The sequence below is a fragment of the Asticcacaulis sp. P4_H10 genome (assembly GCF_056400965.1).
In genome coordinates, this window is sequence record NZ_JBFUKH010000006.1 from 39,936 (window position 1) to 54,841 (window position 14,906).

Annotated in this window: 17 protein-coding genes and 1 tRNA gene; 9 read left to right on the forward strand and 9 right to left on the reverse strand. The window is 62.0% G+C overall.

The features are described 5' to 3' along the window. Nucleotides 1-20 precede the first annotated feature (20 nt). Entirely contained in the window at nucleotides 21-1,913 is a 1,893-nt protein-coding gene (locus tag AC1DON_RS11880) for a patatin-like phospholipase family protein (protein ID WP_476935014.1), read from the reverse strand. 132 nt (nucleotides 1,914-2,045) lie between these two features. Here AC1DON_RS11880 and AC1DON_RS11885 point away from each other — a divergent pair, with 132 nt between their 5' ends. Beyond that, entirely contained in the window at nucleotides 2,046-2,447 is a 402-nt protein-coding gene (locus AC1DON_RS11885) for a DUF1489 family protein (RefSeq protein ID WP_476935015.1), read from the forward strand. A gap of 1 nt (nucleotide 2,448) precedes the next feature. Here AC1DON_RS11885 and panC read toward each other — a convergent pair whose 3' ends face one another. Then, on the reverse strand, nucleotides 2,449-3,297 hold the full coding sequence (panC, locus tag AC1DON_RS11890; RefSeq protein WP_476935325.1) for a pantoate--beta-alanine ligase: 849 nt from the start codon (nucleotides 3,295-3,297) through the stop codon (nucleotides 2,449-2,451). Between the two features lie 131 nt (nucleotides 3,298-3,428). Between panC and AC1DON_RS11895 the strand changes: the two genes are divergently transcribed. Together AC1DON_RS11895 and AC1DON_RS11900 are read left to right on the forward strand one after the other, a co-directional pair. Then, nucleotides 3,429-4,139: an SPOR domain-containing protein gene (locus tag AC1DON_RS11895; protein WP_476935016.1), complete on the forward strand. Its 711-nt coding sequence runs from the start codon at nucleotides 3,429-3,431 to the stop codon at nucleotides 4,137-4,139. A 65-nt stretch (nucleotides 4,140-4,204) separates the two neighbouring features. After that, nucleotides 4,205-5,839: a phosphatidylglycerol lysyltransferase domain-containing protein gene (locus AC1DON_RS11900; RefSeq protein WP_476935017.1), complete on the forward strand. Its 1,635-nt coding sequence runs from the start codon at nucleotides 4,205-4,207 to the stop codon at nucleotides 5,837-5,839. Here AC1DON_RS11900 and sfsA read toward each other — a convergent pair. After that, the gene (gene sfsA / locus AC1DON_RS11905) at nucleotides 5,836-6,585 is read right to left on the reverse strand and encodes a DNA/RNA nuclease SfsA (RefSeq protein ID WP_476935018.1); all 750 of its coding nucleotides are present in this window, start codon (nucleotides 6,583-6,585) and stop codon (nucleotides 5,836-5,838) included. The two genes, AC1DON_RS11900 and sfsA, sit on opposite strands and share 4 nt — an antisense overlap. Here sfsA and AC1DON_RS11910 point away from each other — a divergent pair. The 4 genes from AC1DON_RS11910 to AC1DON_RS11925 all read left to right on the forward strand — a co-directional run bounded on the left by AC1DON_RS11910 (nucleotide 6,584) and on the right by AC1DON_RS11925 (nucleotide 9,741). Next, a complete protein-coding gene (locus AC1DON_RS11910) occupies nucleotides 6,584-7,378 on the forward strand; it encodes a competence/damage-inducible protein A (RefSeq protein ID WP_476935019.1) in 795 nt (264 codons plus the stop codon). The genes sfsA and AC1DON_RS11910 overlap by 2 nt on opposite strands. A gap of 22 nt (nucleotides 7,379-7,400) precedes the next feature. Continuing rightward, nucleotides 7,401-8,876, forward strand: a complete 1,476-nt coding sequence (locus AC1DON_RS11915) for a M20/M25/M40 family metallo-hydrolase (protein WP_476935020.1) — start codon at nucleotides 7,401-7,403, stop codon at nucleotides 8,874-8,876. 73 nt (nucleotides 8,877-8,949) lie between these two features. After that, nucleotides 8,950-9,035: transfer RNA gene (locus AC1DON_RS11920), tRNA-Leu, on the forward strand. A 34-nt stretch (nucleotides 9,036-9,069) separates the two neighbouring features. Next, complete coding sequence (locus AC1DON_RS11925) at nucleotides 9,070-9,741, forward strand: DUF1345 domain-containing protein (RefSeq protein ID WP_476935021.1); 672 nt, start codon at nucleotides 9,070-9,072, stop codon at nucleotides 9,739-9,741. A 4-nt stretch (nucleotides 9,742-9,745) separates the two neighbouring features. On the opposite strand, the gene AC1DON_RS11930 is transcribed toward AC1DON_RS11925, so the two are convergent. After that, the gene (locus AC1DON_RS11930; RefSeq protein WP_476935022.1) at nucleotides 9,746-10,627 is read right to left on the reverse strand and encodes a hypothetical protein; all 882 of its coding nucleotides are present in this window, start codon (nucleotides 10,625-10,627) and stop codon (nucleotides 9,746-9,748) included. Then, nucleotides 10,624-10,992, reverse strand: a complete 369-nt coding sequence (locus AC1DON_RS11935; RefSeq protein ID WP_476935023.1) for a RidA family protein — start codon at nucleotides 10,990-10,992, stop codon at nucleotides 10,624-10,626. Before AC1DON_RS11935 ends, AC1DON_RS11930 begins: the two co-directional genes overlap by 4 nt. Before the next feature lie 159 nt (nucleotides 10,993-11,151). Between AC1DON_RS11935 and AC1DON_RS11940 the strand changes: the two genes are divergently transcribed. Next, nucleotides 11,152-11,574 (forward strand): Lrp/AsnC family transcriptional regulator, encoded by a 423-nt coding sequence (locus AC1DON_RS11940; protein ID WP_476935024.1) that lies wholly within the window; start codon nucleotides 11,152-11,154, stop codon nucleotides 11,572-11,574. A 54-nt stretch (nucleotides 11,575-11,628) separates the two neighbouring features. Here AC1DON_RS11940 and AC1DON_RS11945 read toward each other — a convergent pair whose 3' ends face one another. Beyond that, entirely contained in the window at nucleotides 11,629-12,411 is a 783-nt protein-coding gene (locus AC1DON_RS11945; RefSeq protein WP_476935025.1) for a PhoH family protein, read from the reverse strand. A gap of 381 nt (nucleotides 12,412-12,792) precedes the next feature. On the opposite strand from AC1DON_RS11945, the gene AC1DON_RS11950 reads away from it, so the two are divergent. Continuing rightward, entirely contained in the window at nucleotides 12,793-13,314 is a 522-nt protein-coding gene (locus AC1DON_RS11950) for a gamma carbonic anhydrase family protein (RefSeq protein ID WP_476935026.1), read from the forward strand. Here AC1DON_RS11950 and AC1DON_RS11955 read toward each other — a convergent pair. The 3 genes from AC1DON_RS11955 to AC1DON_RS11965 are packed head-to-tail and all read right to left on the reverse strand — an operon-like array spanning nucleotide 13,307 to nucleotide 14,796. After that, complete coding sequence (locus AC1DON_RS11955) at nucleotides 13,307-14,182, reverse strand: alpha/beta fold hydrolase (protein ID WP_476935027.1); 876 nt, start codon at nucleotides 14,180-14,182, stop codon at nucleotides 13,307-13,309. The genes AC1DON_RS11950 and AC1DON_RS11955 overlap by 8 nt on opposite strands. 24 nt (nucleotides 14,183-14,206) lie before the next feature. Continuing rightward, nucleotides 14,207-14,407 carry a helix-turn-helix transcriptional regulator gene (locus tag AC1DON_RS11960; protein ID WP_476935028.1) on the reverse strand — a complete coding sequence of 67 codons (201 nt, stop codon included), beginning with the start codon at nucleotides 14,405-14,407 and terminating at the stop codon, nucleotides 14,207-14,209. Next, nucleotides 14,404-14,796 (reverse strand): hypothetical protein, encoded by a 393-nt coding sequence (locus AC1DON_RS11965; RefSeq protein WP_476935029.1) that lies wholly within the window; start codon nucleotides 14,794-14,796, stop codon nucleotides 14,404-14,406. The genes AC1DON_RS11960 and AC1DON_RS11965 overlap by 4 nt, the downstream gene beginning before the upstream one ends. Nucleotides 14,797-14,906 lie beyond the last annotated feature (110 nt).

Here is a 14,906-nt window from a genome sequence, read left to right on the forward strand (position 1 = left end):
GAGGGCCGACGCCCTCCTTTTTATTGTTCAGCCTGCTTGTTGGCCTTCGGAAGCGGCTTGCGGTCGGCCTTTGAGGCCGGCTTGACTGTCTTTTGCCGTTCCGGCGGTTTTTCCGGGATCTGTGCCACGGCGTGGGCGAAGCTGTCGTCCGGCGTGAAGGCCGGGACGTTCGGATGGATGCTGCGGCCGGTCTTGCGCAGCGTCGTCACCGGGCAGTCCAGTTGTGAGAGGATGTGCACCGTCGTCTGGTAGCCGTTCTCGACCGCCTTGTCGTAGGCCTTCCAGTCGCGAATCTCGACGCCGTCGGGTTCGGGGATGATCAACAGGTCGGTGGCGGCGCGCGACTGTGCCAGATCGGCAGCAGTGGTGATGGTGGCAGATCGCATCATGACAGAGACGATCGGTGGGCCGCGGCGCCAGTCGCCGCGCGCGAACCACGAGGTCAGCTTCTTGGGCACCGACAGCGCCCTGGGATCGACGCCGCGCGCGCGGGTGACATCGACGCCGATAACTGTACCCAGATGGGTGTTGCGCATCATGGTCGCCGGGAAGGACCGCATGACGGCGCCGTCGACCAGCACTTCGCCATCCTGAACAACCGGCGGCAGCACACCGGGCAACGAGATCGAGGCCCGCAGGGCGTCGCGCAGACGCCCGGTCTTGTGGACCTTCAGCGTGCCCGAGGTCAGGTTGGTCGACAGGCAGAAGTAGGGCAGGGGCATGTCTTCGATCATGATCTCGCCGAAGTGCTTTTCCAGTCGTTCGTCGACCTTCTTGCCCGAGGTCATGGCGATGAAGGGGAAGGCGATGTCGTCGAGCGGCGACGAATCGACAAAAGCGTCGCGCATGCGGCGTTCGATCTCCTCGTCATCCCACTGCATGGCCAGGCAGGCCGACAGGATGGCGCCCATGGACGAGCCGCAGACGAAATCAACGGGGATGTGCGCTTCACGCAGGGCCTGAATGGCACCGATTTGCGCGAAGGCCCGTGCCCCGCCGCCGGAAAACACCACGCCGACGCTGTGGCCAGCGATGATGCGCGCCAGCCGGGCGATGTCGGCAACGTCGTGGGGATGGGCGTGGAACCAGCGGTTAGGCTTGATAGCGCCGAGCCAGGCATTTGTCCGCCCGGGAACCTGCGCCTTGGCCACACCTTCCGGGTAGAGCAGCAGCAGGTCTGGAGCGCGGTGAAGCATCGACTTCTCGCCCTCGGTCTGCCACAGGTCCGGCTTTGTTTCGGCATCAGCCACCAGGAAGACGTGATCGACCTGGCGCGCGCTCAGGAGGCGCCAGTGGCTTTCGTGCTTTTCGGCGACGTGCAGGACGAAGTCGTTCTCGGCCTCGATGCGCGAAAAGGCTTCCGGCGTTGTGCCGTGGAAGCTCTTGTCGAGCACAGCGACCTTGTAGCCCAGCGCTCGCACCTGGGTGGCGACGCGCTCGACCAGAGGATGGATGCTGGCTTCGCACAGGCCGAAGAAGGCGAAGACGTTGGGCGTGACATTGGGGATGGTGCGGCGGGCGCGGTCGATGATCTTGCGCGACAGGGCCAGCAGCAGTTCGGGGCGCGAATCGATTGCCTTCAGGAAGTCGGCGCGCGGCATGGCCAGCAGGTCCGAATCGCGCAGGGCCATGACACTTGAGGTGTGGTAGGTGCCGGCAATCAGCGACATTTCGCCGACCGGTTCGCCGGGACGAATGATACCGATCAGGCTCTGTTCGTCGACATCCTCGTCGTGGCGGAAGACGCCCAGTCGGCCCGAGCGCAGCAGGTACAGGTGGTCTGATTCGTCGCCGGCGCTGAACAGGCGAGAGCCCCCGGGCAAGGAAACCAGGCTGGCGCCTTCGCCTAAGGATGTGCCGAACAGGCCCTCTAATGCCTCCTGCAGCGACGATTCGGTCTTGATCTCATTCATGCGATTCACAACAGCAGCTTATGGCGTCGGCAAATATGTAAACGATATGTTTTGATATCTGTCGAACGGCGCGTATCTCATCCTATATAGGGTGCGCCTGAATTGGCTTCTAAAGGTTTAAGGCGGTTAACCGTGAGTGATATCCATATTGTCAAACTGTGTGTCGGCGCCGACAGTGTGGAGGATCTGCTACGATGGGAGCAGGCGCGCGGCACCGTGTCCTACATCCACACGCGCAACCGGCCGACGCGCTATGAGGAACTGCTGAACGGCGGATCGCTGTACTGGGTGATCAAGGGATCGATCCTGTGCCGGCGCGAAATCGTCTCGTTCGACGCGGCCGACGACAAGGAAAACCCGCATTGGATGATCGGGCTGAACACAAAACACATCCCGACCGAGGCCCAGCCGCGCCGGCCGTTCCAGGGTTGGCGCTACCTCAAGCCGGCCGACGCGCCGCGCGATGTTTCCGAGCACGAACAGGATATGCCGCCGGAACTGGCTAAGGCGCTAAGAGAGGCGGGGGTCTGGTAGGCTAAACCGCTATGTTGTCTATCAGACGCGTCTTGCCGAGCCAGAGCGCGGCCAGCAGGCGTTGCGCGGTGGTATCCTGTGTGATCTCGCCCAGCGTATCGGCGTCGCGCAGGGCGATATAGTCGATCTTGCCGAATCCGGCCGCCGTAAGCTTAGCCTTGGCCGTCTCGATGGCCTTCGCCTTATCGGCGCTGTCGCGGATCGTCTGCAGCGCCTGGTAAAGCTTCGGCGCCACGGCGCGGTCTTCCGCACTCAAATAGGCATTGCGTGACGACAGGGCCAGGCCGTCGGCCTCGCGCAGGGTGGGATGGCCAACAATCTCGATATCCAGGTCGAAATCGCGCGTCATGGCGCGAATGACCGCTAACTGCTGATAGTCCTTTTCGCCGAAGACGGCGACATCGGGCTGGACTTGGTGGAACAGCTTGGAGACAACGGTCGCCACACCCGAAAAGAACTGTGGGCGGAAATCGGTCTCGAGACCCAGCGCCGGGCCGCGCATTTCAATCCGGCTGACAAAGCCTTTCGGATAAAGGATTTCCGGCGTCGGCAGATAGACGAGATCGCAGCCGATGCTGTCCAGCAGGGCCAGGTCGGCGGCCTCCTGACGCGGGTAGCGGTCGAGGTCCTCGGTGGGGGCGAACTGCAGGGGGTTGACGAAGATCGAGACCGCCACCACATCACAGAGGGAACGGGCATGACGCACCAGCGCCAGATGGCCCTCATGAAGCGCCCCCATGGTGGGCACGAAACCGACCCTCGCTCCCGACTGTTTCAGACGCGCTATCTCAAGGCGCAACTCAGGAACCGTGCGGGCGGTGACCAGGACGGCAGGCGTTTGTGAGGGCATGTTTTTGGGGGGATGAGTGACCGGCATCGTGAAATCCGACGTCTTAACCATTTTCTCTAACGCCGATTTAAAGGCGATCTGGAAGACTAGCGTGTATGGCCGACCTGATGCCCCCTCGTAAAGTGATAATTTTGTGCGCCGCACTCATGGGTGTCGCCGGCCTGACGGGCTGCGACGACCGGTCGCAGAACAAGATGTGGGCGCGTATCCAGGCGATCGAGGTCGACGCCCGCGCTGTCAAGGATACGCCCGCCGATCCGCGCAAGGTTTCGCCCAAGGACATTTCGCTGGCCGTCAAGACGGCCAAGGACCTGACCGTCAATGATGACGGCCTGTTCGACCGCAAGCGCGACAGGCTTGAAATCGCCGTGGTCGATCCGCTCGACATTGAGCGCCCCGACGGTGCGCCGCTGGATGCCCGCCCGTCCGGCGTGGTGTTCGATCTGTCCCAGGTCGCGCGGGAACTGCCCGATATTCCCGTTGCGGCCGTGGCGCGTGAAGCCATTCGCGCCAGCGCTGCGGTTGCTGCACCCGAGGTCGCCAAAGCCGCAATGCCCGAGGTTGCAGCCAAGGCCCCAGTGCCTGAAGTCGCAAAAGTCGCGGCGAAAAACATCCAGGTTGGCTCTTTCGGCACCTTGCTGGCAGCCCGGCAGGCTTGGGAAAGCCTGCGCGACACCTACCCGGCGGCCGAAGGCCTGAAGCCGTCGTATGAAAAGGTCGTGACACAGTCGGGCAAGTCGCTGGTCCGGCTAAAGGTCGGGCCGGTGAAGACTGAGGCTCAAGCGCGCGGCCTGTGCGACGCGCTGGACGTCCGCGACAGCTGGTGCGCCCGCGCGGGCTAAACTTTTAAGTAGCTGCCGAATCCTTCATTCGACGCTATAACCCGGCGCGAAGGATCTTCCGCCGCATGACACCCAGCCCCGCTCACCGCATCGTCCTGGACACAGCCAGCCGTATGGTGCCGCGTGTCTTCGCCGTGCTGATCTTCCTGGCCGGGGCGCTTCTGCTCATCGCCGACTTCGCGCCGATTAATCCAACCACCATGCCGCTGATCCGGCGCTGGCTGCCGCTTGTGCTCGTCGAACTGTCGCACGCCTTTGCCGCGGCCATCGGCGTGCTGATGCTGTTCCTGGCGCGCGGACTTTGGGAACGGATCGATTCGGCATGGTACGGCGCCCTGGCCCTGTTCTGGCTTGGGGCCCTGTTCAGCCTGACGCGCGAACTGGCTGTGGTGCCGGCGATGGCCATGGCGGCGTGCGGTCTGCTGCTCTTGCCCTGCCATCGTGCCTTCAACCGCCGCTCCAGCCTGCTGACCATGGCCATTAACCCGCTATGGATCATCGTGACCGTGGCGACGCTAGGAACCATCGTCTGGACCGGTTTCTACCTCTATAAACACATACCCTACGCCCACACCCTGTGGGGCGACTTCGCCTATCACGGCAACGCTTCGCGCTTCCTGCGCGGGCTGGTGATCGTCGCCGTGACCATAGCGGTCTTCATGCTCTATCGCCTGTTCGGCATCGCGCGCTGGCTGCCGCCGCTGCCGGACGATGAGGACGCCGACCGCATCCAACAAGTCATTGCCGACGCCACCCACCCGCAGGCCTGGCTGGCCCTGCTGCGCGACAAGCACATCCTTTGGAACGACGATCGCACGGCGTTTCTGATGTACGGCACGTCGGGGCGGCAATGGGTCGTGATGGGCGAGCCGGTCGGTGATGCGCGGGCAGCGGAAGACCTGGCGTGGAAGCTGAAGGAAATGGCGTCGCTGGCCAATGCGCGTCTCAGCTTTTACGAAGTGGGGCCGGGCGTCCTGCCGCTGATGATCGACCTGGACCTCAGGCCGTACAAGATCGGTGAGGAGGCCATGGTTGACGCGGCCGCTTTCGACCTGTCGGGCAAGAAGGGCTATGGCTTCCGGCAAACGCTCAAGAAATACGAGACACTGGAAGCGCGGTTCGAAGTCATCGCGCCTGAAGCGCTTGATACCCATATGGCGCGCCTCAAGGTGGTGTCGGACGCCTGGCTCGACAGCAAGAACGCCAAGGAAAAGCGCTATTCGCTCGGCAGTTTTGATCCCGACTATATGCGACTGACGCCGGTGGCGGTGGTATGGATCGGCGGCGAGATCATGGCCTTTGCCAATTTGTGGCCGTTGCAGTCGCGCACTGTCCTGACGCTCGACCTCATGCGTTATCATCCGCAGTCGCCGCCCAGCATCATGGAATACCTGTTCCTGCGTCTGATCAACCATGCCCGTGAAAGCGGCTATGCCAGTTTCAGCATGGGGCTGGCGCCGCTGGCCGGGCTTGAGGCGCGGCCGCTGTCGAGCGCCTGGCCCAAGATCGCCTCTGTGATCTACCAGTTGGGCGGCGACATCTATAACTTTCAGGGGCTGCGCGCCTACAAGGACAAGTTCAAGCCGCGCTGGGAGCCGCGCTACATGGCCGTACCTGGTCAGGAACAGGCCCTTGGGGCGGCCCTGATGGCGGTGGTGGCGCTGGGCAACAAGCCGGCTGCCAAAAACGACGACGCCTAAGCGACCGGCAAGGCGCGGTGGAAATACAGGCCGTCGGGCGCCAGCTCAAAACTGGTCGCCAGAAATTCGACACCTGCGGCGCGCGCGGCGTCATAGGCGCGCGCAAAGCCCGGGTCGCAGTCGCGCGCGATATCGAAGCGTTCCACGTCGTGGCGCTGGACGCAGAAGATGACGACGGCGCGGAAGCCGGCGTGGATCATCGCGATCAGTTCGTAAAGGTGCTTGGCGCCCCGTTCGGTCACGCAGTCGGGAAATTCGGCCAGACCGGGGTTACGCGACAGATGGACATTCTTGATCTCGATATAGGCATCCGGCTGCGTTGCGTGCCCGGCCGCCAGCAGGTCGATACGCGCATTGACGCCGTATTTGACCTCTGGGCGCAGGTCGGCATAGCCCGACAATTCCGGGATCAGGCCGGCACGGATAGCCACGGGAATGACGCGGTTCGGCCATTGCGTATTGACGCCGACCCAAACACCCCCAAAAGCGTCTTTGGCCCGCAGCGCCTCAAGCCGGTATTGCAATTTACGCTTTGGGTCACCGACAAAGGTCAGCAGTGCGTCATTACCGGGCTCAAGCAGCCCCAGCACCTTGCCCGGGTTGGGGCAGTGTGCTGTAGTGGTCTCACCCGTAATTACTTCCTCATCCAGTTCGACATCAGCGAAGAATCGCTTGTATCGCATACGCAGCCGGCCTGTTTTCAGACCGGCGAAGCGGATCAGCGGACCTTCCGGAGCTTTATCCATGACGACGACTTCCAATCCAACCGCCGCCATCATGATTATCGGCGACGAAATCCTTTCGGGTCGTACCGTGGATTCGAACGTCAACACAATCGCCCGTTTTCTGGGGGCAATGGGGATTGACCTCAATGAGGTGCGCATGGTGCGCGACGATGAAGCCCAGGTTGTCGAGGCGGTGCGCAGCCTGAGCGTGACCTATGACTACGTCCTGACGACCGGCGGCATAGGCCCGACGCACGACGACATCACAGCCGACTGCATGGCCAAGGCCTTCAGTGTTGATATCAGCGAGCATCCCGCGGCGCTGAAATTGCTGCAGGAGCGATCCGAGAAGGCCGGTTGGACATTGAACGACAACAGCCGCCGGATGGCGCGCATTCCGCATGGCGCTGAGTTGATTGCAAATCCGGTATCGGCGGCGCCTGGCTTCCAGATCGGCAATGTCTTCGTCATGGCCGGCGTGCCCAAGATCATGGAAGGCATGCTGGCCGATGTCGCGCCGCGTCTCCGGACCGGGCGCAAGGTTCTGTCGCGCACGCTGCGCCTCAACTTCGTCGGCGAAAGCTGGGCTGCCGATGCCCTGCGCGACATCGACAAGCGTTATGCCGACCTGTCGCTGGGCAGCTATCCGTTTGGCCTGCTGCCGGGTGAGTTCGGCACGCAGTTGGTGGTGCGCGGCCAGAACCCCGACACACTCGATGCTGCCGTTTCCGAGTTGAAGGCCGCGTTAGAGCCTGTGGTCGAAGAGAGCCGCAAGCGCAATCCGCAGGCCAGTCTCGAAGAAATTACCGGGTAAGAAAATCAAAAGGACGCATGATATGAAAACCGTGACCGCAGGCCTGCTGGCCGCTCTTGCCCTTACAACCGGGATGGGCGCCGTCAGCGCAACCGCAGCGTCAAAGCCCAAGGCCAAGCCGGTAGCGGCGCCTGCGCCGGCACTTGGCGCCGAACCCGTCGAAGTCCAGGCTGCGGCCTTGCGCGACGCCGCCCTGAAGTCCGAAGTCGCTTATGACTTCGTCGCCCAGATGACGACGCGCTTCGGCGCCCGTCCGGCCGGTGGCGAATCCGAGCGCAAGGCGGCGGAATGGTCGGCGGAAGAGCTGAAGAAGATGGGCTTCCAGAACGTCCACATCCAGACCTTCCCGCTCTACGGCTGGGAACGTGGCGCCGAAAGCATCGAGATCACCGCGCCGTTCCCGCAAAAGCTGGTCGGTACGGCGCTTGGCGGCTCAACGGCCGGTGTCGCTGACGCCGAAGCCGTCATGTTCGAAACCTACCAGGCCTTTCTCGACAGCAAGACCGACGTCGCGGGCAAGATCGTCGTCATCCTTCAGCCGATGGCGCGCGCCAGCAACGGCTCTGGCTACGGCCGCATGTCCGGCAGCGTTCGTTCCGGCGGCCCGGGTGTCGCCCAGAAACGCGGCGCAGTCGGCTTTGTCCTGCGTTCACTCGGCACCGAGACCGACCGTTTTGCCCATACCGGCGCTACGACCTGGTCCGACGGCAAGGGCATCCCATCCATGGCGATCAGCACGCCCGACGCAGAAGCCTTGAGACGCATCCTGAAGATGCAGGCCAAGGGTGAGGCCGGGCCGCTGCGTCTGCGCATGGCCAGCGGCGCGAAGTTCCTTGGCCTCGGCCAATCGCAAAATGTCGTGGCTGACGTTGTCGGTACTGAAAAGCCCAATGAAGTCATCGCCATGGGCGGCCATATCGACAGCTGGGACCTAGGGACCGGCGCCATCGACGACGCCTCCGGCCTGGCCATCACCATGGCGGCGGCCAAGACGATCATCGATTCCGGACTGAAACCCAAGCGCACCATTCGCGTCGTTTTCTGGGGCTCGGAAGAGGTGTCGCAGCCGGACGGCTTCAATGACGCCGGCGGCGGCAAGTTCCGCGACACCTATCGCGACAACCTGCCCAACTTCATTGCCGCAGGCGAATCGGATTTCGGCGCCGGCAAGATCTATGCGATCAGCCTGATGCCGACCGAGGACAAGGCCTTCCTGACCAATCTCGGCAATGTCCTTTATCCGCTGGCCGTCTATATCGACGCCAAGGCGGTGCCAACTGGCGGCACCGACAGCGGCCCCTTGCACGAATCGGGTGTGCCGGCGTTTGACCTCGAGCAGGACGGTTACGATTATTTCGACGTTCACCACACGGCTAACGACGTCATCGAACGCATCGATCCGGCGCAGATGAAGCAGAACGTCGCAGCCTGGACGGCAACGGTGTGGATGATGGCTAACACCAGCGTCACCTTCACGCGCCCCGAAATCAAGAAGTAAGGGCCTTTACCTGACTGGCCAATTGGGGCAGAAGGCTTGTCCTTCTGCCCCAAAATATTTGAGCAGATGAAACGCGGGCGTGGCGAAATGGTAGACGCTACGGACTTAAAATCCGTCGGGAGCAATCCCATGCCGGTTCGAGTCCGGCCGCCCGCACCAACTTCGCAGAGGCCGACTTAGCGGAGTCTTGTCGATGCCTGGTCATCCTTTTGTTCGTGTCGTCCGCAGCCACCCCTGGCTTGTCGCTGCGGCTGCTTTTGCGGTCGTACTTGCTCTTGGCCTTACCCAACTGGTTCATTTGCGGGTGTCGCAGGCCATACTCATCGCCTGGAACGCATCAGCCACCCTGTACCTCCTGATGGCGGCGCGCATCATGTTTGGTGGTGATGCTGAAGACGTCCGCCAGCGTGCCGCGGCTCAGGATGTCGGGCGCCAGGCGATCCTGATCCTTACCGGACTGGCGGTACTGGTGTGTATCACCGCCATTGCCACGGAGTTATCCGAGGCGACGCGACTGCACGGCCGACTGCGTTTGCTGGCGCTTTTGCTTGCGGCGGCTACGCTGCTAACGACCTGGCTGTTTGTGCATACGATCTTCGCCCTGCATTACGCCCACGGCTATTACCTGGCGATCCAGCGGGATTCGGAGCCGCCGTTAATTTTTCCTGACAAGACCGGTACGCCGGACTATCTCGATTTTGCCTATTTCGCCTTCATCATCGGTGCGGCGTCGCAGACGGCGGACGTCGCCATAGCTTCGAAGGGTATGCGAAGGCTGGCCCTCGGCCACTGCGTCTTTGCCTTTGCGTTCAATACCACCATCCTGGCCGTGGCGATCAATCTCGCCGCCAGCCTGATTGGATGAGGGCTTAACGGCCGTTGCATTTCGGCGGCCAGGCTTCCTCGGCTTTGGGGACAAGGTCGACAATATACATCTCACCCGAACGCTGCGGATCGGCCTGTGCGAACAACAGCCGCTTAGCGTCGGGCGACAGCAGCGGGCCTACCTGGAAGACGTCGGGCTTTGCGGGAATACGCCCACGCTCCACCCAGCCATCTCCGGTCTTCTCGAAGCGGTAGAGATGCGATTTGTCGCCCCGATCGGCGACGATCACCATGGTGCGGCCGTCGCGTGAGATTTCCGCTTCGTATTCAAAGGCCGCGGTGCTGACAGGTGCGCCGACATTGGCGACCTGCCACCGGCCGTTGCGCTGAGTCGCGACGTAGATGTCGCCGCCGCCATGCCCGCCGTCGCGTGCTGAGCCAAAATAGAGGTTTCCCGACGCGTCGGCACGGGGAAGCAGTTCCGAGGCCGTCGAATTGACTGGCGCGGGCAGTCTTTGCGGTGGTCCCCAGCCATCGCTTACGCGATCGACGTACCAGATATCGAAATCGTCGCTGCCCGGCGCCTGGCGGGTAGATATGTAGTACAGGCGTTTGCCGTCCGGCGTGATCCCGGGGTCGGATTCGATCGCCGGGGGCGGGGCTGCAAAGGGCACCTGCATCGCCGGGCTCCATCCGTTTGCTTCGCATCGCGACCAGTAAAGCCTGTAGGCGCTGAAGGCCGGATCGGCTTTGAAAAAGTATATCTCGCGGCCATCGGCCGTGAAGGTCGGCGTGGTTTCGTACTGGTCGCTGGCGATCGCTTGGGGGGTCCATCGCTGGGCCTCAGACGCCGGCAGTGAGGCTTTGGATGTGCAGCCGGCAAGTGCGGCCACGACGATGAGGCAGGCGGGAAAAGACAATCTCATGCGACAGCCACGGCCTCAATCTCGATCAACCATGCTTCGTCGAATATCGCGGCAATAACGACGGTGAGCGCGGGCTTATGGCCCTTCAGAATCTCATGACGCACCGTGGTATTCTCTGCGCGATAGCCTCTGTCGGACAGGAAGATCGTCACCTTGGCGAGGTTGTCTGTCGTCATGCCGGCATGCGCCAGTTGCCTGACAACATTACGCCACGCCAGCCGCGCCTGGTCGCTGAAATCGCCAGGCACATTGCCGTCTTCATCGGCCGGCACCTGGCCGCTGATGAACAGCCACCGGTTGGGTGAGGTGACTTGCACGGCCTGAGCGTAGGAGGTGTTTTCGGGATGAATGGGTTCGATTTTCACAGGCCTGGCTTTCGTTGCACCCGGCGCATACAGGGCGTTGAGTAAAAGCGTGATTGCAAAGCGCCGGTTTAGCATGCCTATTTAAATAGTCGGGCAACGCGCCTGCGTCTTCCGCCCGAATGGCGGTTTCGCCGCCATTTGAACCATCGAGACCTCAGCATGGATGATGTCGACCGTCAGATTGTCGCCCTTTTGCGCCAGGATGCGCGGGCGCCGCTCAAGACCATCGCCGGAAAGATTGGGCTTGCCCGCAGTTCGATCCGGGCGCGCATTGCGCGTCTCGAAGCGGAGCAACTGATTACGGGATACCGGGCCGAGATAGCGCTGGAAAAGGTCGGTGGGGTGGCGGCCATGGTCTGCCTGGAACTTGCCAGTACGCCCATGCCCCAGGCGGTGGCGGCCATTGTCGCGGACCCGGCGGTCGACCGCTGTTATTCCCTGGCAGGCGAAATCGACCTCCTTGTCGAGATATCGCACATGAATTCTGCCGGCCTCAACGATGCCCGTGACCGTCTGTCGGTGCTGCCCGGCGTCGTTCGAGCGCGGACTTTTCTGATCCTTAAGCGGGACAAGGCGGGGTAAAAAGTAAGGCGGCAGGAGAACCTGCCGCCTTTTGCCGTTCATGCTGCCCGGAGATTACAGCACGCCCAGCATGGTGGCGACCAGCGGATGGCGGACGATGTCCTTGTCCTTCAGGCGGACGACGGCGATGGTGTCGAGCGGTTCGAAGCGGTCGGCGACATCGGCCAGGCCCGACAGCCCTGTCAAAAGGTCGGACTGCGCCGGGTCGCCGGTGACGACCATGGTTGAGTTCCAGCCCAGGCGCGTCAGCAGCATCTTGAGCTGCGTATAGGTGCAGTTCTGCGCCTCATCGATGACGACAAAGGCGTTGTTGAGCGTGCGGCCGCGCATATAGCCGACCGGGGCGATTTCGATCAGGCCTTCCTGGATCAGCGCCTTGACGCGCTTCATGCTGAGGCGGTCGGTGAGGGCGTCGTAGAGGGGGCGCAGGTAGGGCGCCAGCTTGTCTTCCATGTCGCCGGGCAGGAAGCCGATCGATTCGCCGGCTTCGACCGCCGGGCGCGACAGGACGATGCGGCCAACCTTGCCGCTTTCCAGCGCTTCGACGGCCTTGGCGATGGCTAGGTAGGTCTTGCCGGTGCCTGCGGGGCCCAGTGCCAGGACCAGGTTCTTTTCGTCGATGGCGCTGAGCAGGGCAGCCTGGCCTTCGGATTTGGGTTTTATGGTTTTGAGGTAGCCCTGTTCCCGCTCATCATTGGCATTGCCCATCGGCGACCAGGCGCCACCGCCGCCGCCGCCGACATGCACGTTCAGCCGACGCACTTTCGAATCGGTCGAAAAGGCCGACTCGTCCAGGTGGCCTTCACGCAGGAAACGCTTGGCGGATCGCTTGGTCATGAACATGCTCCTTCAAATTGCCTTGCGCGGCTGTGCCGGCCGCAAAAAGGCATGAAAAAAGGCGAGGCCATAAGTGGCGTCGCCGTGACATACGAGATAGGGAACAGAAAAAGGCAGAACCGCGAAGGTCCGCCGGGGCCGAAGGTCGGCGGCGGCGGAAGTGCAATGCCCAACATCGAACGCGGTATTGCCACTCGGACCTCTTAAGGTACAAAGCCTTTGTACCGGCGGGGATTCCTCCATCGCCGTACCTTAGGGAGTAAAGCTGATTCTGCCGTAAGGTTGCTATGAGAATCTGCTCCGAACATTACCGAATGATGAAAATTAACCATAAGGCGCGAATTTCGCAGAACTGTCATGGTTGCGCGCCGGGAGTTGGTCATGCCGCTTTATCGATTGGGTGGGACACAGCCGCGTTTGGCCGAGACAGCCTGGGTTGCGCCGGGCGCCCTGGTCTTAGGTGATGTCGTCATGAATGAGGGCGCCAGCATCTGGTTCAACGCGGTGGTGCGTGGCGACAATGAGCCGATAATCATCGGGGCCCGCAGCAATATCCAGGATGGCTCGGTCCTGCATTCCGATCCCGGATCCCCGCTGACCATAGGCGAGGGCGTCACCGTCGGCCATAATGTGACGCTGCACGGCTGCACCATCGGCGATAATGCCTTGATTGGCATCGGTTCGATCATTCTTAACCGCGCGGTCATAGGCCGCGACAGCATTGTCGGCGCGGGATCGCTGGTACCTGAGGGAAAGACCTATCCTGATGGCGTGCTGATTCTGGGCTCGCCAGCGCGGGTGGTGCGTGAACTGACGCCGGAACAGGTCGCGGGCCTCAGGCGTTCGGCAGATCACTACGTCGCCAATGCCCAGAGGTTCGCCCGCGACCTTTCTCTCACTTAAGAAACGCTTTCAGTTCGGCCTGAAAGACTTCGGGCTGGTCGTACATGATGAAATGATAGCTGTCGGTGATCTGCCTCAGCGACACGTTGGGCGCAGTGGCATAGGACATCTGGTAGTAGCCTGACATCTGCTCGGCCGTAAGCGGTGCGCTTGGCGGCAGCACCCACAGGACACGCAGAGGCACCTTGATATTGACCAGTTCGGGGCGAAGATCCGTGGTGATCAGGTCATACATGACCTGGCCCGAAGTCACGGGATCGCTTTCTACGCTTTGTTTTATGGCCGCGGTGTGGAAGGATTCGGTTTTTATCATTCCGGCTATGGTTTGCTTCATCGTCGCCAGACGCGTGTCCGCCGATGCATTGGCAATGCCGTCGCGAATCTGGGCGGCGACAGGGGCTACGGACTGGGGTGTTGCATTGGGCAGGAACATTGCCCCCATGAACGGGATCATGTCGACGACCATCAGCCGGGAGACCAGGCCGGGGTGGCGCGCGGCCACCATCATGCCGACCGAGCCGCCCATCGAATGGCCTGTCACGGCCGGGCGATCGAGCTTTTCCGACACGATGTAGCGGGCTATTTCCTCCGCGAGCGGGGCTATGACCGGACCGGTCGCATTGGCTTCAGCGGGAAAACCAGCGAAGCCTTTGACCTGGACGACGTGATAGCGATAGCCGGGCACGGCCTGGACGGTTGTGTCCCACACCGAAGCTGAGGATGACAGGCCGGGTATCAGAATGACGTCGGCGCCTTCACCCGTTGTGGTGACGACAATGCGGTCGCTTTTGAAATCTCCGGCAAATGCAGGCAAGGCGAGGGCGATACCGGCCGCGAGCGCGGCCAGTGTGGAGATGAGCTTTTTCATGGGACTTAGTCTTTCAGCTAAGGATTAGGGCGCGTACGGATTAGGGAAGACCTGCTCGACAGTGAGCGAGAGCGCGCTGGAGATGCGATAGGCCAGATCCAGCGACGGGTCGTGACGTTCGGTTTCGAGCGCATTGATTGCGTACCGTGACACGCCGATCAGGGTAGCAAGCTGTTCCTGCGTCAGGTCGCGTTCGGCGCGCAGGACTTTCAGGCGGCTTTTCATGCCCGCCCTCCGTCGCGGATGACACCGCTCAGCATCCCGAACAAGCCCCAGAACAGGGGATAGACGACCCAGGCGGGAACCTCGGGTGCGTTCAGCAACTGCTGGAAGGGGCCATAGGCGACTACGACGGTTATGGTTGCGCCGGTCGCCGCCAGCATGCGCTTGGCGATGAGGGCGCGAACGAATTCGTCCTGCTTGGAAATCAGGTTGTAGGCCATGAAGGTCTGGATGAGGACGGTCGCGGCCGGCACGAGGGCCAACGCCCAAAGGGCCGAGTCGGGCCATCCATTGTACTTGCCCCAGGTCACACCGAAAATTGCGGCCAGGAAGATCAGCCACAGGACAATCGACGTCAGGACGTATCGAGGTGAGTTAGGCCAGCCAAACATTGTGTTGTGTATCCCTTGTAAAATGTTGTGTATTCCTTACATCGGGTGGTGTGGTGCGTCAACGATAATGTTGTGAACTCACAACATTAAGCTGGCAAATCTCACAAACG